The organism is Lentzea sp. NBC_00516, assembly GCF_036346835.1.
Taxonomy (GTDB): domain Bacteria; phylum Actinomycetota; class Actinomycetes; order Mycobacteriales; family Pseudonocardiaceae; genus Lentzea; species Lentzea sokolovensis.
The window spans coordinates 7530652-7554076 of the sequence record NZ_CP107840.1; the positions used below are offsets into that span (position 1 = coordinate 7530652).

Genomic DNA, 23425 nt, shown 5'->3' on the forward strand with positions numbered 1-23425 from the left:
ATGCCAGCAACCTAGTGAGGGCCTGACATGCCTGCTGCGATCCAAGACCGGCCGACCGCACAAGCGGGCAAGACACCCCTGGTGGTGCGCCTGCTGGTGCTGGCCACGTTCGTCGTGATCCTGAACGAAACGCTCATGATCAACGCGATTCCGCGCCTGATGGAGTCGATGAACGTCACCGAACAGGCCGCGCAGTGGGTCTCCACCGCGTTCATGCTCACCATGGCCGCCGTGATCCCGGTCACCGGCTGGTTCCTGCAGCGCGTCACCACCCGCCAGGGCTACGCGATCGCGATGGGCGTCTTCCTGGCCGGCACCGCCATCTCCGCCGCCGCGCCGTCGTTCACGATCCTGCTGCTGGGCCGCATCGTGCAGGCCGCGGGCACGGCCGTGATGATGCCGCTGCTGATGACCACGCTGATGACCGTCGTGCCAGAACAGGACCGAGGCCGCGTGATGGGCAACGTGACGCTCGCGATCTCAGTGGCCCCGGCCCTCGGCCCGGCCATCTCCGGCGTGATCCTGCAACTGGGCTCCTGGCGCCTGCTGTTCGTCGCCGTCCTCCCGATCGCCGGCGCCGTGACCTACTTCGGCCTGCGTCACCTCGACAACATCGGTGAGCCCCAGGTCAGCACCCTCGACTGGGCCAGCGCGGCCATGGCGACCCTCGGCTTCGGCGGCCTCGTCTACGGCCTGAGCCTCTTCGGCGAGGGCGAATCCAACCTGGGCCCGAGCATCGGCATCGTCATCGCGGGCGCCGCCCTCATCGCGTTCTTCGTGCTCCGCCAGCTCAAACTGCAGCGAACCGGCGCGCCCCTCATGGACCTGCGCACCCTCACGCACCGCACCTTCGCACTGGCGCTGGCCCTGATGTGCATCGCGTTCCTGGCGATGATGGGCTCGATGATCCTGCTCCCGCTCTACCTGCAGAACCTGCGAGGCCTCACCCCGCTGCAGACCGGCCTGCTCCTCATGCCGGGCGGCCTGGCCATGGGCCTGCTGGGCCCGACCGTCGGCCGCCTGTACGACCGCCTCGGCAGCCGCCCGCTGGTCCTGCCGGGCTCGATCGGCATCGTGCTCTCCCTCGCCGGCTTCACCCAGGTCTCGATGACCATGCCGTACTGGCAGGTACTCGCCCTGCACGCACTCCTGATGATCAGCCTGGCAGCGACGTTCACCCCGATCTTCACCCTCGGCATGGGCGCCCTCCCGCCGAAGATGTACCCGCACGGCAGCTCGATCCTCGGCACCCTCCAGCAGGTGGCGGCAGCCCTGGGCACCGCCCTGGTCGTGACCGTGATGTCCGCCCGCTCCAGCCAACTGGTCGCAGACGGCACCAGCGCGGCGTTGGCACAGCTGAGCGGCATGAAGCTGGCGTTCGTGATCGCCACCGTCCTGGCCGCGGCCACGATCGTCGTGGCGGCCATGCTGCCGAGCCGGACCACGAAGTCCGGCGAAGTCATCGCCCACTGAGTTCTTGGACATCGTCGAGCAGGAGATCACCGGTGTCGTGCAGGGCGTGCTCGTGCGCCCGGCAACCGGAAGCCGTGCGGGAGTGCTGGTCCTGCACGGCTCCTACGGCCCCGGCACGCTCGACCGGTGCAGGCTCCTGGCCCGCGCCGGCCTGACGGCGTTGGGACTTCGCTGGTACGGCGGAGAGGGCCAGCCGCCAGGAATCTGCGAGGTCCCGCTGGAAACGTTCAGCGCGGGCCTCGACCTCCTCCAGGCCGAAGGCGGCGAGAGACTCTCCGCGCTGGGCCTGTCCAAGGGCGCCGAAGCCGCACTGTGGCTGTCCGTCCTGGACCAGCGCATCGCCGCCGTGGTGGCCCTGTCGCCACCTTCCGTGACCTGGGCGAACCTCGGCGCGGGAACGGACGGCCAAAGCCACCCGTGGCGCTCGTCGTGGACCTGGCGAGGCGAGCCGCTCCCGTTCGTACCACGCGACAAGATCTGGGAGCCGAAACCACGTGAGGACGGCCTCGTATCCCTTCGAGGCTGGTACGAACACAGCCGAGAGCTCTACCCCGACCACTACGAGGCCGCGGCCATCCCAGCCGAGAACACCAAGGCCGAACTGGTCCTCGTCGCCGGCGGAGACGACCAAACCTGGCCGTCACTTCCCGCCGCGAGAACACTGCGAGACCGCAGGCTCGCCACCGGACTCCCCACCGTGCTGGTCGAACGGCCCGCCGCAGGCCACCGCCCCCGCCTCCCGGGAGAAGAACCCGCAAGCCCGTCGACGTACCTCTGCTACGGCGGCACCGACGCCGACGACGCGGCCCTGGGAGCAGCTGCCTGGCCGCACGTCCTGAACGCCCTGCGCGGCACCTGAACGCGGGTGGGGCCCCGGACATGTCCAGTCCAGGGCCCCGTTTTGCCGCCCATTTGCGCACACCAGCGACGTTTAAGAGACGGATCAGTCCTTAGGTCGCCGCGCTCTTCCGTTGAGCTACGGCCGCACGAGCAGAGCGGCCAGCAGGATTCGAACCTGCACCTCGGCGAGTCTTGTCCGTTCTCGGGTGATCTGGCGTTCGGCGGAAATGCTGATTCTGGAGCGAGAGTCTGAGCTTGATCCCGGCTGCCTCTACCGATTGGGCTACCCCGGCGTGATGATGCCGGGGACAGGATTCGAACCTGCACTGGTGACCGGGTGGTTCAGGCTGACGTTTCAGTTTCAGCTTTCACGCTCCCAATGGGAGCGCACCCCCGCGCTCCAGCGGGGGAGTCTGTGGACGCTATCGGAACAGGTAGTCGAAGACCACCGCACCAACGCGCTCGTCGGTGATCTCCATGTTGTTGGCTTCCTCGCGGGCGAACTTCACCGCGTGCTGAAGCTTCTCCACCCGGTCGACGAGCTCGTTGACTCGACGGGCAGGCAGCGCACCGGAGAACTTCACCGTGGTCCAGTAACCCACCGGAATGTCCTCGTAGTACACCTCGACCTGCGCCGGGTGCTTCTCCGTGGCCTCGGCCTTGACGTGGTTGCGCGGCACCTTCTTGGTGCGGATGGTCCGAACCTGCTCAGTGCGCCAGTAGTCGGCGGACTCGTCGAAGTTCCAGTCCTCGGCCGCATCCAGCAGGGGCAGCTTCTTCACGAAGGTGTGCAGGTCGGTCAGCTGCTTCTCGAGGAACAACAGGTACGACACAGGCACGTCGCGAAGCAACGTCTGCCCGTCCACCACCACATCAGCCTTCGCGACGCAGTTGGCCCAGTCCTTGGTCGCCGTGACGTCGAAGAGCCGAGTCATCACCGAAGCGGTCTTCCGCAACACGTCCTCGGCCTTGATCTGCACGCGAGTGGACTCCGGCGGCAACACCTCGCCGTCCTCGTCCTTCGGCTGGTACGTCCGGGAGATACCGGCCAGCAGCGCGGGCTTCTGCAACCCGTGATGCGCGTCGGTGAGGTCCCGAAGCGTGCCTCCTTTGACACTCTTCTCCACCGCGATGATCTGGTTCAGCTTCGTCATGCCGCACCCCCTTTGGTCTCGCGCACCCTACGTGCCGGAAAGCCGTACCTGCACGCGATTTCAGCTCGCCGCGGCAACGGGTGCCGGTGGTGTTCGGGTCAAGGCGCTCACTCCCGCCTCGACGCGATGCTGCCGTCCGTTGTCATGCCGGCACGTCGGGGTCCTGCTCCTCATTCGGCAGAACCTGGTCGACCCACGCGAGCAACGCGGGCAACGCTTTGTCGGAGCTGAAGCAGTCTCGGTCGGTGCCGAGCACTTGCGCTTCCAGATGCGGCCACCCCATCCGCAAGGCGTTGTAGTGCGCCTGGCCTTCGCGCTGATCGGGGTATCGCTGCATGACCTCGTCCACGAGATCGAGGTATCTGCTGATCGCGTCCACTGCGTCTCCCTCGGGCGAGGCCAGCCCCGCCAATGCGAAACCCCCAGGCCTGTGACCTGGGGGTTTGGTGGGCCGCCAGGGACTCGAACCCTGAACCCGAAGAGTAAGAGCACTCGCTTGGCGTTGTTCGCCGATCCTCGTCGACAGTGCTCACTACCTGCACGGATGCGGTCTTGATCTGAGCACTGTGGACAGTCACTTTGCGACGTTTATCGACGTTTTACGAGACTAAAGCGCATCATGATCTTGGTCCTTCTGGACCGTCCACACCCCTGCCATTATCCCGACACTGAGCCTCGAACGCGGCCGGTGGTGCTGGGTCAAGGTACTCGTTCCAGCCTTGACGCGGCGTCGCCGGCCGTTGTCATGTTCGCAGCGTCGGGGTGGCTCGGCCTGGTGCTCGTCGATGCGCCCCGCTGCTTCGTCCGGTGCCTGATCGGTGGCAAGGCGGCGCAGCCGTCGCGGCAGTCGAGCGCCAGGACCAGCAATCCGCGGTGACCCTGACGGCGCTCGTAAGGAGCTGCTGGACGACATGGCTGTGCGGGTCAGCTCGTCGACCGGGGCAAGGCCGGAAGACGGCGCGCAGCGCCGCTCGGCCGACCGGCGCAGCGAAGCGGATGCCGGGAGTGCCGGGATGGAAGGTTCGCCGTACGCGCGGAGCGTGCCGCCAGCGGCGGCCTTGATCCCGTAGAGCGCAATTCGGCAAAGTATGGACTAGTTAAGAAACGCTAAACGAAGTCGCCGTTACGGATCTGCTGTTGGAATCGGATCAGCCTCTGGGAGTCAAGCGTTGAAATGCTCAAACCTTGTAGGGAGTCGTCTGCTAGGTCAATAAGGATTGTCCTAGCCAGAATCCAGTCGCCCCCAAGCGCGCTTGCAACGATGTTCGCTGCATTTCGAGTCATCCCGCCTGTGGTAACTAGCCTTACGGCAGTCTCGGATGCAACCCCTTGCTCGATGCACTGCCGTACGAAAACTGGAATCAGGTCGTTGGTGTCTCCGAGCATGGCTTTTGCGGCGGACCATGTCCAAGACGTAGGTAGTGCTAAGCGACCCAGGTACTCGGATGCGTCAGATGATCTCTTCGATGCGTCGGTTCCGCGGAATAGACCCTTGCCGCCAGGGACAGTTGGTGCTATTTGACCGAGAGCGGTGTATGAAGCTCCCATGATCCACTGCGACAAAAGTCGAATGTCACTTGCGTACATCTCATCGGACGAAGGCCAAGCTAGCCGTCCGGCGACGATTTCACGCAGCGTGTACTCTGCGGCGTCGCTGTTGGAATGGCGGACGCGTAGCCACAACGAGTTAGCTAGACTTTCTATGGAGGATAGGCACAAGCTTGCTATCCCAATCGCCTGATCTTCCGTGATCTGCCTTATTCCAATTAGTGATTGGAAGAATGAAGAGTAAGGTCCACGGATTAGCTGATCCAACTGTCGGCAGCTAAAGCTGCTCAGTCCAGCTAGTCGTGATCTGCTACCCAAATCAGTAAGCGCATAGGGGCTGGCAGAGCGCGCGAGGCCTTCGTTTTCGAGCTGCCTGAGAGCTGTTCCAACTAGACTTTGAACGGTCCTGGCTGCTCCGAGATCACGCCTGCTAGTGAGTGTGGCATTGGCAAGCACTGACGATTGATCGTCGATCTGATTTCCAGCTTCGCCTATCCATGCCAGAACTTGTGTTTTAAACTCTTCAAACTCAGGCGAGTAGGAGAGTGTTGATTCCGAAAGAAGGTCGTCTAGGCGGCCGGTAACTGCGCTTGGTGCGGCGCTGTTCCAAAGAGTGTTTCGTACCCAATTCTTGAGCGTTCGTGCATTCGTTTCTAGAACGAATACCATTCCTTCCATGGCGACGCCGGCTCGGCCTGCTCGGCCGACAATATTTAAGTATAAGTCTCGTTCCAATCTGTTGGTGGACGAAGCAAAGTTCAAGTGGGGAATTACAACAACGCGAAAAGGAAGGTCGGCACCTTCGGCGACGGTAGTTGTTGCGCACAGCACCCGGATTATTCGGCTGGCGCAAAGGTTCTCGATATGCCGCAGTACGTGCGCCGGAAGACCAGCGTGATGGTATGCGATTCCCTCTTGGAGAAGGCTTGCGAGATGATGGCTATCGCCAAGCAGAGTTCTGACCTCCTCGACCGCGGCATCAAGAAGCTCGCGTTCCGAGGCTTGAAGTGAATCACGCCAGATGCGACCTGCTGCGGGGCTAGCCCTTAAAACTTTGCGAGCAAGACTCTCTGCTAGTGGGCGAGAAACCATCACTGCTAGAATTGGTGCGTATTCGCTATCGAACTGAAGGATTAGTTTTGCTGCGTCATCCGATGCGCTAGATCGTGAGATCTCCGTAATCCTAGATTCAACATTTCCAACTCGCTGCATGATGCGGCCGGAGGTTTCCCAGCGCAGCTCGATAGTGCCAGTTGGGCGTCTTGCTCCCGTTACTGGTTCATCGCCGCTAATCCAGTCCGCAAGTATCTCAGTGCCAAAGGTTGCTGCGGCAAGGCCGAGTACTTTGATTGAAGGATAGGACATTCGGAGCCTGGTTAGAACAAGCTCAAATTTTTGTCCGCGTCCTTCTCTTCCCAAGAGCTGGATTTCGTCGAAGACGACTACACGAGTGCTGGCCAAGAGCTGTCGCGCTTCGTCGCTTCCTGCCCGAGTCGTAGTTGACAACCTAAGAAGAGCGTCGAGTCGTTCAGGTGTTGTAACTGCGACGTCTGGGATTCCATATGCAAGCGAGTCGGAGCTTCCTTCAGTGTCGTAAGATGAGCCGAGATCTGCAACGCGGTAGCCCAGTGGGCGTAGTCCAGAGCGGAGAGCGGTTTCTACCTGCCTTGATAACAAGCGGTAGGGCGCAATATAGATGGCTCGGCAACCAGGATTGCGAGCCAACGTTGCTGCGATCCGCAGCTCTGCAATGAAGGTCTTTCCGCTTGATGTGGGTAGTGCGACGACTTTATCTACATCGGCGGTTATCCCTGCCTGTATAGCGTGAATCTGCGACGGGAAGAGCGTGTCAACTCCGCGCTCGGCGAGGTATCGCTGCAATTGAGGTGTTTGGAAAGTTGGGTCGTTTTGAGAAGTATGCGCGATCGTACTTGCGGCAGCGGAAGCATCAATCAGCGACTCGACTGAGTCGCTGAAAGCGAGTAAAACAGGATTATTGCTTGCAATCGCGATCTTTCGCGCATTCGATAGACTTGTTCGATCTGCGGCCGAGAACGCAGAGTGTAACGCGGCAAGGCCCAGCAGATCGTGAAGGTTCTCTGTCGTCTTGGGTTGCGCAATTGTCTCGGAAGCGGTCGCATCAGAGTTGCGTTCGAGGCCTAGCACCCTAGACATTCTGGCGTTGGCGCGTCCTGTGCGACCGTCTAGAATATCTGCCAATGCGTCTGTTGAGGCATACAGGTAAGTTCGCTCAACCTCGAATCTGGTGGCAATTGAACGAAGGCGGTGCTTAAGTGTCCTCATTCGTGCAAATTGACCATCATTTGCGAGGATGCGGATGCACAACAGGAGCACGATGAGACGGTCAAGGTCCGGCTCGATTGCTTCGACTTGGGCAATCGAGCAGACGCTATCAACCTGCCACTCCAGAAGAGAGTCGAAGCGAATATCGGCGTTGTCTGCGTGTCGCAACAGTAGCTCTAGGAGCTCTTCTCTTGCGCGGAGCGCCTCCACGGCCAGTTGCATGTTCAATGCTTGGCCGATCCTTGCGCGTCGCAAAGTGTTGCGCGCGGGGGTGTAGCGTCCTGGAGCGGTCATGACGCACACCTATTATGAAGGTTCGCAAGGTCTGGAATAATTATTGCACGCAACGCATGATTGCCGGTTTTCATCTGAGGTAGATGCTTCGTCAGCTGATCGGTTAGGTCTGAAAGTAGGCTAGGGTCGACCGCTGCGACTGCGTGTACTCGAACATTCTCATTCTGCAAGAACTGATTGATGAAGAGAATTACGCGTGAAGTATTTGACACCCCAAGTTGGTCCAGGTGTCCCTTTAGAACCCTCAGCTGACCTGCGAGGTAAGTCGGAGTAAGTTCGTCTTCGGAGACTGATTTTACCAAATCATAACGCAGTGTGCTGGAACTCGACTGAAGGGTGTGTTTTACGCTGCATATATACAGCTTTTCGTCCGGCGATAGCGGTGTTCCTGGCCGCGCATTAGGGTCTAGATATGCGGCCATAGCATCGATGCCTGAATCACTCTTCTTTCGGCTCATCTTTGGTACGTTTGGAGCATACAGTGTGTCGGTTGGCCATCTGTCTGCTTTGATCAATGCGGCGATTGCGGCAATTTCGATGGCGTCAGATCTGGTCACTAACTCACGCGAGTCATGGTCTGCGATTAGTAGCTTATCGATGGGGACGCCAAGTCTTTTGAGCTCGTCTTCGACCGCGTTGTCGATGTCGCCACGCAGTACCGCGAGGTACGCGTCCGCTAATAGCTGCACTTGATCGTCATCTAGATGCCACTCATCCACCGTCCAGCCGCTGATGGCTGAAGCTGCGAGGGGTGCACACGCGTCGGCCAAGGCTTGTATCTCGGCGAAGGCGTGGATGATCAACTTGACTCCAGGGTCGCGGCTCGCATGTGAGATCGCCGAGATCCTGTCATCGGTTACATCAATGGCACGGTCTAGTTGGACACTAGTCCATGAGGGTGATCGGCTTGCGTCAAGCGAAGTATGGACGGGGTCGTCGATCAAGTCCGTGCCCGATGCGCAATCGTATAGATGGGTGAACATCAAGCCTTGGCAGCTCGGTGAGCTCGACCCAGCACACTTCCTTCGACTCGGAGCTTGTGCTGAGACTGCCTCCCACTGGTACAGCGCGAAAGCAGATAGAGAACTCCTGGCGTACCTCACCATCGTCATATGCGATGACGTGGGCTGGGTTCGAGTAGAGGCCGATTAGGTCGGTTATTTCGACCTGGATGCCGGTCTCCTCACGAACCTCTCGGGTTGCGGCCTGAGCAAGCGTCTCGCCAACCTCTTGCTGTCCACCAGGGATCGCGTACTTGTCGTTGTCTGTTCGGCGGATCATCAGTAGACGGCCGGTGCCGTCTTGGACAAACGCACTGACCGCTGGGCGGAGGCTGTTGGCTTTCGGTGCGTTCGGGTCGTGGAAGTAGTCCACGCGGGCCATGTGGCTCCCTTAGAACGTTGCTGGCTTGGACAGTTTCCAGACGTGCTCGAAGCTCTCAGAGTAGGTCTCGAAGAGATCGCCCGCAGCGAGCCGCCGCAGGTGCAGCGCCGGAGCGTGCGCGGCCTGGAAGCCGTAGACGTGCGTGTTGACGACCATCTCGTCATCAAAGCGGAAGATCGAGTTGTAGAGCGTCGTCTTGTGGAAGCGCATCTCCACACCGTCCACACCCACCAACGGCCGGTAGAACGCCAGTGCGTTGCGGATGCGTGACCCGAGCGTGCCCTTGCCCAGCTGCTCTTCGTCGCTGCGCTTGGCGACTTCGCGGCTGGCCGGGTCGCCGAAGATCAGCCGGATGCGCGCGCCATTCGCGGCCTTGTTAGCCAAGTCGCGCATAAACGTCGGCCGCTCCACAAGGAAGATGCCGGCGTGCACCAGCACCTCCACGTGCCGAGTGGCGTTGGTGATGAGGTGATCCCAGAGGTCCGGGGGGATTGAGTTGCGGTGTGGGTAGAGCTTGACCACCTCGGACTCGGTGATCTCTGCCTTCCGCTCTGGCGCGACCGCGTCCGGCCAGAGGTACGTCTCCGTTTCCTTGACCATCGACGCGATGGTGTTGCGGTGACGCGGGTACGGCGCGCGGCCCTTCGTGATCCAGCGTTCGACGGTCTTATGGTCGACGCCCGTGGCCTTGGCTACCTGCTCGTATGTGAGTCCGTTGCGTAGCAACGCATCTCGTAGTCGCTCGTTCGCCATGATCGCTCCTATCGGACGTCCTCAGGGACGCCAGGGACGTCTTACGTTAGTAGGGACGTCTCTAGAAGTCCCGCCATGCGGTGCTCACGTCCCGGTTTTCAGCCGAAAGTCGTAGGTGTCGAGAACTCCAGACAACCGGTCTGGACGACACCTACGACAGGAGAGCCACGATGGCGATCACAGGTGGGAGCAGGCTCCCTGCGGGTCACGACTTCGTGTTTCCCAGGGGCGCGCTCGTGATGGGCGTTGAGCCCGTGCTCAAGTTTCAGTCCGCCGAAGAGCGGGCGAAGGGTCTGCCGCCGGAGCAGGAGAAGGACAAGGAGACCGGTCTCCTCGTGTGGTCTGTGCTGGTCATCGACCAGGCCGCGGAGCGCAAGACGGACGCGGTGGTCACGGTCAAGATCTCCGCGCCTCACCAGCCGGTACCGCCGGAGGCGATTCCCGGCACGGATGTTCGGCCAGTGGTATTCGAGGGGCTGACGGTCACGCCGTGGATTGATGACAAGGGCTGCCGTGGGGTGCACGCGGGTGAGCGTCACCGCTGCCGCGCCAAGCTCGGCTACAGCCTGCGGGCCTCCGGTATGAAGCCGGTCGTCGGCAAGCCAGCCGCCAAGGCGGCGTGATGCCTGACCTGGTGCGCGTTCACCTGACCGACGGCGTTCCGATGCGGCCACTCGCGATGCCGTTCGCCGACCGGATTGAGATCCGCTTCGGCAACGCCTTCCCCGCCGTGCTCGTGGTCGATCGAGATGTGGTCCCGCAGCTGCGGGACGTGCTCGACCAGGGGTGGCGCGCACTCCAGGCCTCGGCCGCTCGGCAGGAGGGGCGTCATGCCCTCGCGGAGGAGGCCTCCGATGCCCGCGACTGAGGCCATGCACTGGGGCCTCGCTGAGCAGGCCCGGACGCTGAGCGAAGCACACGACGTGCTGAGCAAGCTCCTGCCCAACCCCAAGGCAGCTCCCGCTGTTCTGCGGGACTACTACCTCCGCTCCGCCGCGATCTACGCGCGAGTTGCTGAGAGCGACCGCAGCCACCACCACGAGGCCATGTACTGGGCGAACCGTGAGCGCGAGAAGGGAGAGGCGATCAAGGTCACGAAGACCGCGAAGAGCTAGCGACAGTCCTCATTGGACATAGCGCGTGACTCTGCTGGGTCACGTGGCGATGCCGCACGTCTTGTTGCGGTGCAAAGAGAACATGAGACGCAGGAGCGGAACCCGGCTACCAACCTCGCCGCTCCTGCGTTGTCCACCCAACTCGGGAGTGAACAAGATGAGCGTAGAGCCTGGGCGCATTCCTGCGCCAGACAGGGCCACAAAGCAACTGCTGTGGGATCGGATGATCTCCAGCAAGCAGACCGTCTCCAGCTACGTCGTGATGCTCGACGGCGGCAGCCTGGAGATGTTGGAACTCACGGCCGCGCAGGCTGAAGGCTTCGAGTGCCTGACCTGCAAGACGCAGCACACCACAGAGTCGGGAGCGTTCCAGCCTGTTGGGCGCATCCCGAGCGTGGGCAGCGTCTTCCAGTGCCTCAAGTGCGCTGGCGTTGCGCGATGAAGGGCAACCGCTGGGTTGATCCCGCACCGTTCGAGGGTGCACGGCCGCAGGTCCCGTGGTGGGTGTGGCTGCCCGGCTGGATCAAGGTTGTGCTCGTGCCGTTCGCGTTGATCTGGCTTGCCAGCCGACTGGCCGTGAAGCTCGTCGTGGTGACGGTCCGGTACCCGGTCGCGGTCACGGCCTGCCTCAGTGGCTACATCGGCTATCGCCAGTTCGGGCTGTCGCCGCTCGTCCTGGCGCTGCTGTCGCTCGTGTGTGCTCTGACGGTCTGGTACGGCCTCGATCGTGGCTCGTTCCTGCGGTACGGCTGGTACTGCGTCATGACTGAGTGGCGGCGGCTCACGGTCTACGCGCCGCACTGGCGCACCGTGATGCGGCTGGCTGAACTGACCAAAGACAGTCGAGGCAGGGAGTACCGCCCGAAGCTGCGGTATGTCCGGTCGGAAGGCTGGCGGGACAAGGTCCGGGTTCGCATGATCCCGGCGCAGTCTCCAGAGCAGTGGGAAGCGCGTCGGGACAACCTGGCGCACTCGTTCAACGCGCGGTCCTGTCGTGTGCGGGTGCTGCGGCCGAGTGTGCTTGAGCTCGACTTCATCCACTCCGATCCGCTGTCGCGTCCGGTCGCGGTGCCGCCGCTCGCCGCTGCCGGGGACGTTGACCTCAAGCGCGTCGTCGTTGGGCGGACCGAGACCGGTAAGTCCTGGCGGCTGAAGCTGCTCGGCTCTCAGGTCCTCGTGGTCGGGGTGCCTGGAGCTGGTAAGGGCTCGGTGCTGTGGTCGATCGTCTGGCAGCTCGCCCCGGCCATCAAGGCGGGCATGGTCCGGCTCGTCGGGATCGACCCCAAGGGCGGTATGGAGCTGGGTCAGTGTCCAACCGCGTTCGAGAAAGTGATCTACGACAACGGGCCGGAAGCTGTTGCCCTGCTTGAAGAAATCGCCGCAGAGGTCAAGGAACGCGCGGCGCGGTACCGGGGCATCCGGCGCTTGTGGGCGCGCGGCACGGGTGAGCCGTTCACGGTCCTGATCGTGGATGAGCTGGCCGACCTGATCGCCTACCAGCCGGACCGGAACCTCCGGGAACGTGCGACGCGCGCCGTTCAGACGATCACCTCGCAGGGACGCGCTCCCGGCTACGCCGTCGTCGGCTTGGTTCAAGACCCGCGCAAGGAGGTCGTCTCCTTCCGGCACCTGTTCACCACCCGTGTTGCGCTGCGGCTCGATGAGCCGGTCCAGGTCGACATGGTGCTTGGGGATGGCGTTCGGCAACGTGGCGCGGCTGCTCATGAGATCAGCGAGAGCACGCCTGGTGTCGCCTGGCTCAAGGAGGACGGGCAGCGCGAACCGGATAGGGCACGGGCCTTCCACGTCACGGACGCGGACCTGGTGGAGCTGGGCGTCTACCTCGCCCCGGCCACCGTGCACGAGTTCCCGACCAGCGGTGAGGGGAGGGCGGCGGCGTGACCGAGTACCTGACTCGCTCGGAGCGGATGAAGCAGCCGGCCGCGCTCGACATCGCTCGGGCCGTCGCTGAGGAGCACGGCGTTTGTGTCCGGCCGTTGGCCAAGGAGCGGATCGACCTCGACACCGGACGCGTCGACATCGTCCCGGTGCCGTGCGGCTCGACCGTGGCCAGTGTGTGCCCTACCTGCGCGGAGAAGAACCGGCGTCTGCGGATGGCGCAGTGTCGTGAGGGGTGGCACCTCACCGAGGAGCCCGATTTCACGCCGGACGCTCCGACCGACGATCAGCGGGAGCTGACCGCCTACCGGGCTGACCTCGTGAAGGCCTTCCGGCTGGCCCTCGATGAGGGTGACGAGGTCGGAGCGGAGGAAGTTCGGGAAGAGGTCGCGGAGGTCGACGCCGAACTTCGGCAACTCGGAGTCCGCGGTTCACTCCCCTCCCTGGAGGTGCCGCTCAAGGCAGCGCGGAAGCGGTCGACCAGGCGGCGGCAGGACGCGCCCAACCTGCCTCGGCGGCCGGTCAGCAAGCGCACGGTCGGGAAGGTGTTCGGGGGCAAGTACCAGCCCTCGACGTTCCTCACGCTGACGCTCGACACCTACGGCAAGGTCCGCAGCGACGGCACGCCCGTTGACCCGACGACCTACAACTACCGGCGTGCTGCTCGGGACGCGGTGCACTTCGCGGCGCTGCTCGATCGGTTCGTCCAGAACCTTCGCCGGTGCGTCGGGTGGGAGGTCCAGTACTTCTCGGCGGTCGAGCCACAGAGGCGGCTTGCTCCGCACTGGCACGCGGCGGTTCGGGGATCGATTTCGCGGGCGGAACTGCGGGCGGTCGCTGAGGCCACGTACCACCAGGTCTGGTGGCCCGAGCACGACGAGATCAAGTACGGCGGTGACAACCTGCCGGTGTGGGATGTCCGGGCCAAGGGCTTCGTTGATCCGCAGACGCGGAAAGCCCTGCCTACCTGGGAAGACGCGCTCGACCAAGTGGAGCGGCCCGCGCACGTCGCGCGGTTCGGGGTGCAGGTGCACTCCAAGGGCATCCTCGGCGGAACGGAAGAGGCCGGCCGTCACATCGGCTACCTGACGAAGTACCTCACCAAGAGCATCAACGAGTGCTTTGAGGCCCAGACGGCCCGCCAGGAGGACCACGCCGAACGCCTCTGCGCTGAGCTCGCGGTCACGCCTTGCTCGCCGCAGTGCCCCGTGTGGCTGCTCTACGGCGTCCAGCCTCGTGGGGCTCGGCTGTCCACGGTGCCCGGCAAGTGCAAGGGGAAGGCGCACAAGCGGACCACGCTCGGTGTTGCTGGTCGGCGGGTGCTCGTGTCGCGGAAGTGGTCCGGGAAGTCGCTCGCCGACCACAAGCACGACCGGAAGACGTTCGTTCGGCAACTGCTCGCGGACGTCGGCATCAAGCCCGAGGACCAGCCCCAACAGGTCGTCTGGAACAACGTCGAGCCCGGTGACCCGAACGTGCCGCCTCGAGCCCACCTCCTGCTGAGTGCCGTCGCTGAGCGGCGGAGGTGGAAGGCCGAGTACACGGCCGCATTGCTCGCATCTGCCGGACCACCGGGGAGTTCGGCAACACCGCACGCTGCTTGATCTAGAGGGGGAACATCATGGACACACACCGGTTCGAGCCACTGTGGACAGTCAGTGACGTTGCGGCCTACCTGAACGTCCCGGTCCACACGCTCTACGGCTGGCGGACGAAGAACTACGGCCCACCCGCACGGCGCTTGGGGAAGCACCTGCGGTACCTGCCGTCCGAGGTGCGGAGCTGGTTCGAGCACCTGCTTGAGGAGGCGGCCTGATGCCTCGTCCACCGCTTGACATCGGTACGTACGGCAAGATTCGTTGCAATCAAACGGAAGCAGGCTGGACTGCTGTCGCGAACTACCGCGATTTCGACGGCAAGACGCGGCCGGTGCTCCGGAGGGGGAAGACCAAGCCTGAGGCTGAGCGCAGGCTCAAGAAGGCGCTCGCCGAGCGCAAAGGCCCGTCGGGAGACTCGTTGACGCCAGACAGCCGCTTCAAGGACGCGCTGGAAGCGTGGCAGGTGAAGTTCCAGAAACTCGTGGACATGGGCAAGCGGTCGCCGAGCAGCCTCGACACCTACCGGAGCATCCTCGGCCGGCATGTCCTTCCGGGCCTCGGTGAGCTGCGGATTCGTGAGATGACCGTGGCGCGGATCGACGCGTTCCTGGGCACGGTGTGGCGATCGGTTGGTGTCGACAGCGCCAAGACGGCGCGCTCGGTGATCTCGGGTGCCCTGCGGATCGCTGTCCGAGATCGGGCGCTCGACACGAACCCCGTGAGGGACACGGACCCACTGGAGAGCGGGCGGAAGAAAAGCCCAAGGGCGCTCACGCGGGAGGAGCGTCTGTTGTGGCTGGAGATGCTGGACTCCGACCCGGTGGCGGTCCGGAAGGACCTGCCTGACCTGTCGCGCTTCATGATGGCCACGGGCGTGCGGATCGGTGAGGCGCTGGCCGTCTACTGGGAGGACGTCGACTTCGAGGCCGGAACGGTCGACGTGAACTACACGGTCATCCGGGCTGGCGGGCTTGGGCTGATCAGGAAGTCGACCAAGACCGAGGCGGGCGAAAGGACGCTCCCGCTGCCCAGGTGGGCGCTCGACATGTTGCGGCGGCGTCGTGCGGTCACGCTGTTCCCCAACGGGCCGGTCTTCCCGAACAGCCTTGGTGGCCTGCGGGACCCGTCCAACACCCGCAGGGACATCCGGAAGGCTCGTGGAGGGGACGAGTTCGCCTGGGTCACCTCGCACGTCTTCCGCAAGACGGCGGCCACGATCCTCGATGAGGCCGGGCTATCCGCGCGGATCGTCGCGGACCAGCTCGGGCACGCCCGGCCGTCCATGACCCAGGACACCTACCTGGCCCGGAAAGCGGTCGATCGGAAGGCCGCTGACGCGCTGGAAGGGGCGCTCGACCGGCCTGAGCAGGACGAACCCGGAGGCGACGCAGATTGAGAGTCAGGGAGTAAAGCGCATCAAAGGCGTATCAGTGATCTTCCAAAGCGAAACCCCCAGGCCTGTGACCTGGGGGTTTGGTGGGCCGCCAGGGACTCGAACCCTGAACCCGAAGATTAAAAGACCGAAGTTCACTCGGTCGGAGGAGTCCTACCAGCGATTTTGAGGCTTCACGGGTGTCCTGGACAGGCACCAGGTGCACCCTGATGACCCCGGTTACAGGACAGACGGCAGGACGAGATCCACTCGGTCGGACCTGTGTCTCGTGACCCTCAGCGTACGGGTCCGCCGGCAGCGCTGACGGGGTGTGGGCGCCGCCATAGCCCTAGAGGGACCACCCTGCCCAACTCGGATGCGGGGGTCGGTAGGCTGTCCCCCAAGGGCTGCTAGCTCAATTGGCAGAGCAGGTGACTTTTAATCATCGGGTTCAGGGTTCGAGTCCCTGGCGGCCCACCAGTTCGTAGCACTTGACCGGGGCAGGGTCGGGCGTCGAGGTGAGACATCGGTGGATTCTGAGCAAGTCCAGGCTGGTGCTCAACCACCCGGTGCGCCGCCGGAGTTGACGGCTCGTCCGGGAGCTGACGAGATCCAGAAGGCAAAAGAAGCCAAAGTTAGCTTTTCGTTGCCTGAAGGCATGAGTCCGCAAGCGGTCACACGGTTCCAAGATCATGTCAGGAACTATGGTCTTGAAGTACTGCGTGAGGCGACGAGGATCGAGGACTCAAGGCGACTCAAAGGCGAAAGTCTGCCTGAAATTACCGCGTCTGTTGTAAGTGAAGCAGCGAAGAGTCCAAAAGTTTTTGATCATGAACCTAAGAAGGGGCAGCCGACCTGGACCAAGGTTGCATCCACCCTTACCGGAATCGCGGCGGGCGCTTTCGGTAGCTATCTGCTGAACTCTGGGTGGAACTGGGTTGGTCTGATCGGGCTCGCTGTAGTTACAGGTCTCATTGTCTTTGCTGCCGACTTCAAGTTCAAGTTCGAGTTCAGGAGGCGTGATCAATGAGAGGTGAGAGCCCTCCTGGGCGCAAGCGATTCCAGATCGGTGAGCTGCTCAAGGATGCGCCGGAGTACAGGCGTTCCTTTCTTCTGCTTGCATTGGTGCAGTCCACGCTTGCGGCCATAGTGGCTGCGGTCGCATTGACTTTTTTGAACTGGCAACGGTTCAGCGGTTACTCCTTTTTTATCGGAATCATCATAGGGTCTGTAGCTAGCCTCCTTCTCTTCGTTTATCAGTACCGCTTGCGTGCTCGACGTAGTCGTAATGTGTACTTGCAATACCAGTTCATGGATACATTTGGCTCTATCGAGCGGAAGATCCGTGAGATTGCTTCGATCAGTCTCGCGTCTGACTCTGAGGTAGCCCGGCTTTCTGCTCTTGCTGACGCCCTCAGTGAGAATAAGATAATCGCCGCCGACGAAGTCAACGATTTCTTTGAACTTCTCAGCTTGCGTAACGAAGTCGCACACCCCAGTGGAAGGCCGCCTAAAGCTGATCAACTCGAGTCAGCCCTGAAACGCGCATATACACTGCTAGGTCGTCTAGATTCCGCGATTGCAGATCTATCTGCTAAGGCCGAAAATGTAGGTCCTTCTGAGTATGAGTCACGGTTGGCAGCGGCTATACGCAGCCTGAGTAACGGCCTGGCTGTTAAAAGGCTAGTTGATGACGATGTATTCGACTTTTCCGTCCGGACCGCTAGCGGTCGAATATCAGTCGCGTTGAAATACAGGAAGCCTCCGCGGAGGCTTGGCATGAATGATGTCCTGCGAATCGTTGATCAGAGCTCTTCTGTCAGCAGTGCGGGTAGATTGATCGTGACAAACTCGGATCTCACCGAGGAGATTCGAGCCTTCAATGCACGGTCTGACCGCTTTACTCCGCCGGTTGAAGTGATCCAGTGGCGCGATGCTAATGATAACGACTTGCTTCAGCGTGCACTCGCCCGCCTGGCACGCAAACAGGATCAGGATCTGCAAGGCTCCAGTGTTAGAGTAACTAAGAACTCTGCGGGTAAGTACTACTTCACGATACATGCGCCAAACGGTGCGATTCTCGCTCAAAGTGCGTTGTATGGGAGTAGGGAGGAACTTCTCGGCGCGTTGAATGAGACACGCCGGATCGCGAGTTCAAACCACAACGATGAACGCTGAGAACGCCTGGTTTCAATTACTTGTCGTTGACCGTGATTGATGGTTTGAATGCCAGGTGTGCGAGAACTGAGTGTGGGGACCAAGCGAGTCTCACGCTCAGGACTCTGATAGATACACCAGGGTCGGCAGGCTGTGCCCCGAGGGCTGCTAGCTCAATTGGCACAGTAGGTGGCTGGGTTCGAGTCCCTGGCGGCCCACCGCTCGTTGTCGCAATCGATAGGCCTCTAGCACGGAGCATCGGCCTGTCCGGTAGCACTTTCGGTCGTAGTGCACCATCATCATGTGGTGGACTACGACCTGACGCGCCTTGGTACCCGGGAGTTCGAGCACCTTATCCAAGCCTTGGCTAAGAAGGTACTCGGAAGCGGTGTTTCGATCTTCGGGGACGGTCGCGACGGGAAACGTGAAGCGACATTTAGAGGCGCTGTCGGATATCCAAACTTGAGTCCAGCAAGTAACTGGAACGGCTATGGTGTCGTGCAGGCGAAATTTCGTCAGCGGCAAGACGTTGCCACTAATGCTGGCTGGTTGGTCAGCCAGATAAAGGCAGAGTTCGAGGGCTGGCGTGCTGCGAAACGAAAAAATCCTGGCCTTGAGCTTCCCGAGTATATACTGATCTGCTCTAACGTGGTTCTATCGGCCGTTCAGGACTCGGGTGGAATTGATGTAGTCAAGGCTGAGGTGGCAAAGCTTGCGAAAAGCTTTGAGCTAAAAGGCTGGGATCTGTGGCATTATGACGAGATATGCAGGTTTCTCGATGATAGCGCAGACATTAGGCGCGCTTATGCGGCGTTCATTACCCCTGGTGACGTCCTGTCCTGCATCGCCGAAAGATTCCAGGGTGCTACATCGCGAATATCTGAAACGCTTGCGGTTCACGCCGTAAAGATGATGAAGGGCGGCCAGGATCTTCGTCTTTCTCAAACAGGTGCAGATACTTCGGCGCAGGTGAAGCTTAGCCAGATTGCTATCGATCTCCCGCTAGAGCACGTGGACGGCGAAGAGCAGTCGCGTGCTTCTGGGGTGGCGGCTCTACTGATTGAGGCAGGCAACTCAATCAGAAAACTTTCGGTCGGGCGCCTGCGCAACTATGTGATAGTTGGCGGGCCGGGCCAAGGTAAAACGACCATAGGTCAGCTTCTATGTCAGCTGTATAGGGTTGAGCTTTTGGATGACCGTCCTACCTTTAAGCTTGGCCTAGAAGGTGGCGACATTCATCGTACGCTTAAGCAGGACTTTGTGAGGCTTGGACTTCCCGAAATCACCGCAAAGCGGTGGCCGATGCAAATTTCGCTGAGCGCATACGGCGATGCTGTCCGGGGAGGGGAGGATGTCAGCCTGCTCAAGTACATCGCCGAGCAGGTCAGTAAAAGGACCACAGAGCCACTCAATGCGGCGGATATGAAGGCATGGCTCCGTGACTGGCCCTGGATACTAATTTTAGACGGCCTTGACGAGGTCCCGGCTGCCACAACCAGGGCGATAATTGATGAGAAACTGCAAGACTTCGCGGTGGAAGCCGCTGATGTTGACGCCGATTTGCTGATGGTCGCCACGACGAGGCCGCAGGGATATTCGGAGGAATTTTCTCCGCAGTACCATCAGCATGTTTACCTGAGGGCGCTGAACGTCGACGAGGCCGTAGAGTACGCTACAAGGCTCGCTGAGGTCACGCACAGTGGAAATATAGATCTTCGTCAATTGGTGATTCAACGAGTAACATCGGCGGCCACGGAGCATGTAACTGCGCGCCTGATGCGATCTCCACTCCAGGTGACTATTATGTCGCTTCTCTTCGAGCGTCGAGCGCACGCGCCGAAGAGCAGGTATAACCTGTTCAGTCTATATTACGACGCGATCTATGCGCGTGAAGTCGGCAAGCCGGGCACGACTGCGCGGATGTTGGATGAGCAGCGTAGGTATATAGACCAGCTGCACGAAAACGTAGCACTCGAACTTCAAATTCGAGCTGAACACGAATCCGATGCTGAGTCGATGCTGCCGACCGCCGATCTCCATGCGATCGCATTGCAACATCTGGTGACGGAAGGGCATTCGGAGAAGGATGCTAAGCCGCTGGCGCAAAGAATTGTCGAATCGGCCATGCATAGGCTTGTTCTCCTGGTGCCGGCCAGGGGGGACACAGTCGGCTTTGAAGTCCGATCACTTCAAGAGTTTATGGCCGCAAGAGCTATTACACGCGGGCGCGATGAGGCCATCGCGCAGCGGATGCGTACGATAGCGCCATCGGCCCATTGGCGAAACACATGGCTTCTTGCCGTTGGCCGAGTGTTTGTAGAAGCAGATCACTTCCGCGGTGAAGTAATTGCGATGTTGGCCGAGTTGGACCGTGCTACGCCAACAATGTCGATCCTCTTGCCGGGGGCAAGACTAGCCGTTGATCTTCTTGATGATGACGTCGCTGCGAATCAGCCTGGATATCAGTGCCTCCTTGTCGAGCGCGCGCTTGCGACGCTCCAATTCGGTCTAGGTGGACGAGCGATGCATCTCGCAGACGTATTAGCTCCTCTAGCAATCGCGTCGACGCAAGTTCGCGAAATTGTATTCCAGGCAACCGACTTGGCTCGTCAGAATACGGGACGGGTTGGGCTGGCGGCGCTTCACCTGCTCGCTGAATGGGCGGAAGATGCCTCGGTTCTGACTGTGGCGGCCCGTTTGCGCTTGCAGACTGCATTGACCGCTGCAACTGAGGAGCAAATGATTGGGGTGGAATCGATCGCACGTTCACGCAATCTGCGAGAATTGCGGAGTGCGATGTCATTCTCCGATCATGTTCTTTGGGATGATGTCGACACAGGTGTGCTGATGGCGCTTCAGTTGAAGTTCCGCGGCCTGAAATCTGACGCCATTCCGGTTGGTGGTCAGATAATTAGGGATGTTCTATCGGCGCCTCGTAGTGACTCTGGGGTTGCGCCGAATAGATATCGGATTGAAGGGGTCACCGAAGGTCTTACTCCAACTGAATCGAAATCAGTTGCTGAAGTGCTGGCTTCTCTGGGTGAGCATGTGTCGCCTGCGCAGTGGACCACCGACCAGAGAATCCGTGAAATCGCGATTTCGGTTTTTGAGCACCAGCCGGTTGGTCATCTGCTGGATATGAAATAGTCTGGTGCGGTGACGGAGTATCCGGAGGAATTGAAGTGGAAGGTCCACGGCACGCGGACCGTTTATGACAACCGTTGGGTCAAGGTCGATCTCGTCGACGTGGAACCACCGGACGGTAGCCGGTTCGAGCACCACGTCGTAAGGCTCGACCATGTCGCCGTGGCGCTGCTCGTGAACGACAACGAGGAGGTGTTGACGCTCTGGCGCTACAGGTTCGCAGTGGACCAGTGGGGCTATGAGCTGATCGGCGGCCTGGTCGAGGCAGGCGAGGAGCCAGCGGCCACGGCCGCTCGCGAGGCGGAAGAAGAGACCGGTTGGCGTCCGATCGGCGAGCCTGAGCACATCGGCACCTTCCAGCCCTTGCCCGGCATCATCGACGCGCCTGTAGACGCGTACGTGTGGCGGGCAGCGGAGAAGGTAGGAGAGCCCACCGACGCGGAGGAAGCTGCTCGGATCGAGTGGATTTCGGTCAGCCGCGTTCTCGAACTGGTGCAACGCGGCGAAGTCCTTGGCTCCGGCGCGATTGTCCCGCTGCTGTACTACTTGGCTTCACGCAATGTCGCTACTACCCCTGGGGACAGGTAGCTCCAGGTTCGCGAGCCGCTGCCGCTGGCGATCAGAGCCGATGCGCGTTGCGAGTTGCCGCGCCTTGCGCGCGTACTCAAGCGCTCCTCGACCGTCGCCGGCGGCGGCGTAGGCGAACGCGAGGTCGACGTACGTGTTCGTCAGACCGCGCACCGCTGACCGTTCTGGCCGGACGAGGTCGGCAACGGCGGCTTCAAGCTGAGTGATCGCGTCCGGATCTCCGAGCCGGAGAAGAGCGTTGCCGCGCCATCGCACGAGTTGGCCATCGTTGAGGAGAAGGAACGGCATCGCAGGATCAACCGGATTCGTTGGCAGCAAAGAGCTTGCGTCATCGAAGACCCGGAGTGAGGCGTCACGATTGCCAACAGCCGCAAGGCCTTCGCCGTGCGCGGCGGCAAGCCAGCTCTGCAACAGCGACGGCGCCCGGTTCTCCGCCACGTAGCGCGCGTACTCCAGCAGCTCGACCGCCGCGGCCGGCTCTCCGATGTCGAGCAGGATCACGGCCTGCTGTGCGGCGGCGTGTGCGAGGAGTTGCGGCGAATCCGCTTCTCTCGCAGAGACTTTCGCGTCCTCGTGGTACTGCCACGCTTGGAGCTGCGAGCCTCGATCGAGTGCCGTCCATCCGGCGAGTGTTCGCGCGTCGGTGAGGATCGCCGCAAGGCGCTCGCGATGCTTAGAGCTGACGCTGAACACCCGCACGTCTTCGATCTGCCGGACGAGGTTGTTCAGTTGGTCGAGGACGACCTGCGCGCCGAACTGGCGGTCTGAGCTGCGTAGATCGTTCACCTGACGTTGGAACAGATCGAGCGTCGCCGTGTCGATGTTCCGCGCGACCACGAGGCGATCACGCAGCTCCTCGGCAGACTGGCTCGTCATCTCGGGAGGGAAGCCAAGCTCTTCGTTTGAGCGGCCGTAGACCTCACGGAACAGTCGCTGGTAGCCGGGCTCCGTGACTTCGACGTGGCCGTTCTCCCAGCGCGAGATCATGATGCCCAGTGCTGACGGAGACGCCACCGCAACGCCTATCTGAGGGCCACGCTTCAGGAAGTACCTAGCTACGTGGTCCTGCGTGTGTCCCAGCTCTTCGCGAACCGCCTGCAACCGCGTTCGCGGCGGTTCGCCGCGTTTTCTCCTCGTCACGTTCCCCCGTTCCTAACGGCCGTGACCTGCGAACTTAACTCCTCCTAACAGCCCGCTTGCTAATCGCGGGCAATTATCTTCACCCCTCCCTAAACGGTCTGCTGTTCCCATGACAGCAACACCGAATCTGATTAGTGAATTGTGGCTAGTCCTTTTGACGGCTCCCATCGTCAATGCGACTTGCCAGCGTTCCGACTTGAGCGCGAAGTCCTCGAAGCTCGCGAATGATCGTCTGCAACAGCGGGACCACCGGGTCGAAGGTCTCGGCAGGGGGACCGATCTCAGGCGGTCGCTTCCCTTGCAGCACAGCCGACAGGTGCTCCGGGTGCCAGTCGAGCGCGATCGACAGCGCTTCGAGGGTGCGTGGGCTCCGCCGGCGCTGAATCCGGCCCTGCTGTATCTCGCGAACGATCGCGAGGGATACGCCGGATCTTTCGGCGATTTCCCTTTGCTTCAGAGTCAGCTCGTTCGCGCGGGCATTGATTGCCTCCGCGACCGCCGACCAATCCTCCGTCACGTGTGCCTCCGTGCTCCGCCTCGGCGCCGACATTAGCGCGGCTTGCGGGCAGAGAGCGGACTTAGCGCAGACATCAGCGGATAGACAGCAGTTATTGACGCCAATGTCAGCGCCTTCGACGAAGAAATCAGTCTTCCGAAAGGCAC

At 61.5% G+C, this 23425-nt stretch carries 22 protein-coding genes and 1 tRNA gene; 15 read left to right on the forward strand and 8 right to left on the reverse strand.

Annotation, left to right across the window (positions count from 1 at the left end; genetic code table 11):
- The first annotated feature begins 27 nt into the window (after window positions 1–27).
- The gene (locus tag OG205_RS34525; protein ID WP_330272104.1) at window positions 28–1473 is read left to right on the forward strand and encodes an MDR family MFS transporter; all 1446 of its coding nucleotides are present in this window, start codon (window positions 28–30) and stop codon (window positions 1471–1473) included.
- Between the two features lie 4 nt (window positions 1474–1477).
- Complete coding sequence (locus OG205_RS34530; protein WP_330272105.1) at window positions 1478–2332, forward strand: acyl-CoA thioester hydrolase/BAAT C-terminal domain-containing protein; 855 nt, start codon at window positions 1478–1480, stop codon at window positions 2330–2332.
- Window positions 2333–2735: 403 nt separating this feature from the next.
- Here the strand turns inward: OG205_RS34530 and OG205_RS34535 are convergent, their stop codons facing one another.
- From OG205_RS34535 to OG205_RS34560, 6 genes are all read right to left on the reverse strand, one after another.
- Window positions 2736–3467, reverse strand: a complete 732-nt coding sequence (locus tag OG205_RS34535; RefSeq protein WP_319976700.1) for a DUF7873 family protein — start codon at window positions 3465–3467, stop codon at window positions 2736–2738.
- A 142-nt stretch (window positions 3468–3609) separates the two neighbouring features.
- Window positions 3610–3846 (reverse strand): hypothetical protein, encoded by a 237-nt coding sequence (locus OG205_RS34540; RefSeq protein WP_330272106.1) that lies wholly within the window; start codon window positions 3844–3846, stop codon window positions 3610–3612.
- 728 nt (window positions 3847–4574) lie between these two features.
- Window positions 4575–7613 carry a DEAD/DEAH box helicase gene (locus OG205_RS34545; RefSeq protein WP_330272107.1) on the reverse strand — a complete coding sequence of 1013 codons (3039 nt, stop codon included), beginning with the start codon at window positions 7611–7613 and terminating at the stop codon, window positions 4575–4577.
- Window positions 7610–8416 (reverse strand): hypothetical protein, encoded by an 807-nt coding sequence (locus OG205_RS34550; RefSeq protein WP_330272108.1) that lies wholly within the window; start codon window positions 8414–8416, stop codon window positions 7610–7612. The genes OG205_RS34545 and OG205_RS34550 overlap by 4 nt, the downstream gene beginning before the upstream one ends.
- A 109-nt stretch (window positions 8417–8525) precedes the next feature.
- Window positions 8526–8996 (reverse strand): NUDIX hydrolase, encoded by a 471-nt coding sequence (locus OG205_RS34555; RefSeq protein ID WP_330272109.1) that lies wholly within the window; start codon window positions 8994–8996, stop codon window positions 8526–8528.
- Between the two features lie 9 nt (window positions 8997–9005).
- A complete protein-coding gene (locus OG205_RS34560; protein WP_330272110.1) occupies window positions 9006–9749 on the reverse strand; it encodes a DUF5919 domain-containing protein in 744 nt (247 codons plus the stop codon).
- Window positions 9750–10003: 254 nt separating this feature from the next.
- Here OG205_RS34560 and OG205_RS34565 point away from each other — a divergent pair, with 254 nt between their 5' ends.
- From OG205_RS34565 to OG205_RS34625, 13 genes are all read left to right on the forward strand, one after another.
- Complete coding sequence (locus OG205_RS34565) at window positions 10004–10372, forward strand: plasmid replication, integration and excision activator (protein WP_330272111.1); 369 nt, start codon at window positions 10004–10006, stop codon at window positions 10370–10372.
- Window positions 10372–10617 (forward strand): hypothetical protein, encoded by a 246-nt coding sequence (locus OG205_RS34570; RefSeq protein ID WP_143091657.1) that lies wholly within the window; start codon window positions 10372–10374, stop codon window positions 10615–10617. Before OG205_RS34565 ends, OG205_RS34570 begins: the two co-directional genes overlap by 1 nt.
- Window positions 10604–10864: an AMED_5909 family protein gene (locus tag OG205_RS34575; protein WP_245786282.1), complete on the forward strand. Its 261-nt coding sequence runs from the start codon at window positions 10604–10606 to the stop codon at window positions 10862–10864. The genes OG205_RS34570 and OG205_RS34575 overlap by 14 nt, the downstream gene beginning before the upstream one ends.
- 223 nt (window positions 10865–11087) lie before the next feature.
- A complete protein-coding gene (locus OG205_RS34580) occupies window positions 11088–11306 on the forward strand; it encodes a hypothetical protein (protein ID WP_330272112.1) in 219 nt (72 codons plus the stop codon).
- Window positions 11276–12766: an FtsK/SpoIIIE domain-containing protein gene (locus OG205_RS34585; RefSeq protein WP_330272113.1), complete on the forward strand. Its 1491-nt coding sequence runs from the start codon at window positions 11276–11278 to the stop codon at window positions 12764–12766. The genes OG205_RS34580 and OG205_RS34585 overlap by 31 nt, the downstream gene beginning before the upstream one ends.
- 26 nt (window positions 12767–12792) lie before the next feature.
- Window positions 12793–14367: a replication initiator gene (locus OG205_RS34590; RefSeq protein WP_330278291.1), complete on the forward strand. Its 1575-nt coding sequence runs from the start codon at window positions 12793–12795 to the stop codon at window positions 14365–14367.
- 17 nt (window positions 14368–14384) lie between these two features.
- Window positions 14385–14579, forward strand: coding sequence for a helix-turn-helix domain-containing protein (locus OG205_RS34595; RefSeq protein ID WP_330272114.1), 195 nt, complete (start codon window positions 14385–14387; stop codon window positions 14577–14579).
- The gene (locus tag OG205_RS34600) at window positions 14579–15757 is read left to right on the forward strand and encodes a site-specific integrase (RefSeq protein ID WP_330272115.1); all 1179 of its coding nucleotides are present in this window, start codon (window positions 14579–14581) and stop codon (window positions 15755–15757) included. Before OG205_RS34595 ends, OG205_RS34600 begins: the two co-directional genes overlap by 1 nt.
- A gap of 380 nt (window positions 15758–16137) precedes the next feature.
- Window positions 16138–16213, forward strand: a tRNA-Lys gene (locus OG205_RS34605).
- A 49-nt stretch (window positions 16214–16262) separates the two neighbouring features.
- On the forward strand, window positions 16263–16763 hold the full coding sequence (locus tag OG205_RS34610; RefSeq protein ID WP_330272116.1) for a hypothetical protein: 501 nt from the start codon (window positions 16263–16265) through the stop codon (window positions 16761–16763).
- Complete coding sequence (locus OG205_RS34615; protein WP_330272117.1) at window positions 16760–17911, forward strand: DUF1508 domain-containing protein; 1152 nt, start codon at window positions 16760–16762, stop codon at window positions 17909–17911. Before OG205_RS34610 ends, OG205_RS34615 begins: the two co-directional genes overlap by 4 nt.
- Before the next feature lie 285 nt (window positions 17912–18196).
- Window positions 18197–21037 (forward strand): NACHT domain-containing protein, encoded by a 2841-nt coding sequence (locus OG205_RS34620; RefSeq protein ID WP_330272118.1) that lies wholly within the window; start codon window positions 18197–18199, stop codon window positions 21035–21037.
- A 9-nt stretch (window positions 21038–21046) separates the two neighbouring features.
- Entirely contained in the window at window positions 21047–21622 is a 576-nt protein-coding gene (locus OG205_RS34625) for an NUDIX domain-containing protein (RefSeq protein WP_330272119.1), read from the forward strand.
- On the opposite strand, the gene OG205_RS34630 is transcribed toward OG205_RS34625, so the two are convergent.
- Together OG205_RS34630 and OG205_RS34635 are read right to left on the reverse strand one after the other, a co-directional pair.
- Window positions 21587–22609 (reverse strand): tetratricopeptide repeat protein, encoded by a 1023-nt coding sequence (locus OG205_RS34630; RefSeq protein ID WP_330272120.1) that lies wholly within the window; start codon window positions 22607–22609, stop codon window positions 21587–21589. The genes OG205_RS34625 and OG205_RS34630 overlap by 36 nt on opposite strands.
- 298 nt (window positions 22610–22907) lie before the next feature.
- Window positions 22908–23279 carry a helix-turn-helix domain-containing protein gene (locus OG205_RS34635; protein WP_330272121.1) on the reverse strand — a complete coding sequence of 124 codons (372 nt, stop codon included), beginning with the start codon at window positions 23277–23279 and terminating at the stop codon, window positions 22908–22910.
- Window positions 23280–23425: the final 146 nt, after the last annotated feature.

Excerpts from the sequence above, each read along its gene's own strand:
- OG205_RS34525 (WP_330272104.1), top strand. The coding sequence starts at position 28 with ATGCCTGCTGCGATCCAAGACCGGCCGACCGCACAAGCGGGCAAGACA.
- OG205_RS34615 (WP_330272117.1), top strand. The coding sequence starts at position 16,760 with ATGAGAGGTGAGAGCCCTCCTGGGCGCAAGCGATTCCAGATCGGTGAG.
- OG205_RS34575 (WP_245786282.1), top strand. The coding sequence starts at position 10,604 with ATGCCCGCGACTGAGGCCATGCACTGGGGCCTCGCTGAGCAGGCCCGG.
- OG205_RS34580 (WP_330272112.1), top strand. The coding sequence starts at position 11,088 with ATGATCTCCAGCAAGCAGACCGTCTCCAGCTACGTCGTGATGCTCGAC.
- OG205_RS34600 (WP_330272115.1), top strand. The coding sequence starts at position 14,579 with ATGCCTCGTCCACCGCTTGACATCGGTACGTACGGCAAGATTCGTTGC.
- OG205_RS34545 (WP_330272107.1), bottom strand. The coding sequence starts at position 7,613 with ATGACCGCTCCAGGACGCTACACCCCCGCGCGCAACACTTTGCGACGC.
- OG205_RS34570 (WP_143091657.1), top strand. The coding sequence starts at position 10,372 with ATGCCTGACCTGGTGCGCGTTCACCTGACCGACGGCGTTCCGATGCGG.
- OG205_RS34590 (WP_330278291.1), top strand. The coding sequence starts at position 12,793 with ATGAAGCAGCCGGCCGCGCTCGACATCGCTCGGGCCGTCGCTGAGGAG.
- OG205_RS34595 (WP_330272114.1), top strand. The coding sequence starts at position 14,385 with ATGGACACACACCGGTTCGAGCCACTGTGGACAGTCAGTGACGTTGCG.
- OG205_RS34630 (WP_330272120.1), bottom strand. The coding sequence starts at position 22,609 with ATGATCTCGCGCTGGGAGAACGGCCACGTCGAAGTCACGGAGCCCGGC.
- OG205_RS34560 (WP_330272110.1), bottom strand. The coding sequence starts at position 9,749 with ATGGCGAACGAGCGACTACGAGATGCGTTGCTACGCAACGGACTCACA.
- OG205_RS34535 (WP_319976700.1), bottom strand. The coding sequence starts at position 3,467 with ATGACGAAGCTGAACCAGATCATCGCGGTGGAGAAGAGTGTCAAAGGA.
- OG205_RS34555 (WP_330272109.1), bottom strand. The coding sequence starts at position 8,996 with ATGGCCCGCGTGGACTACTTCCACGACCCGAACGCACCGAAAGCCAAC.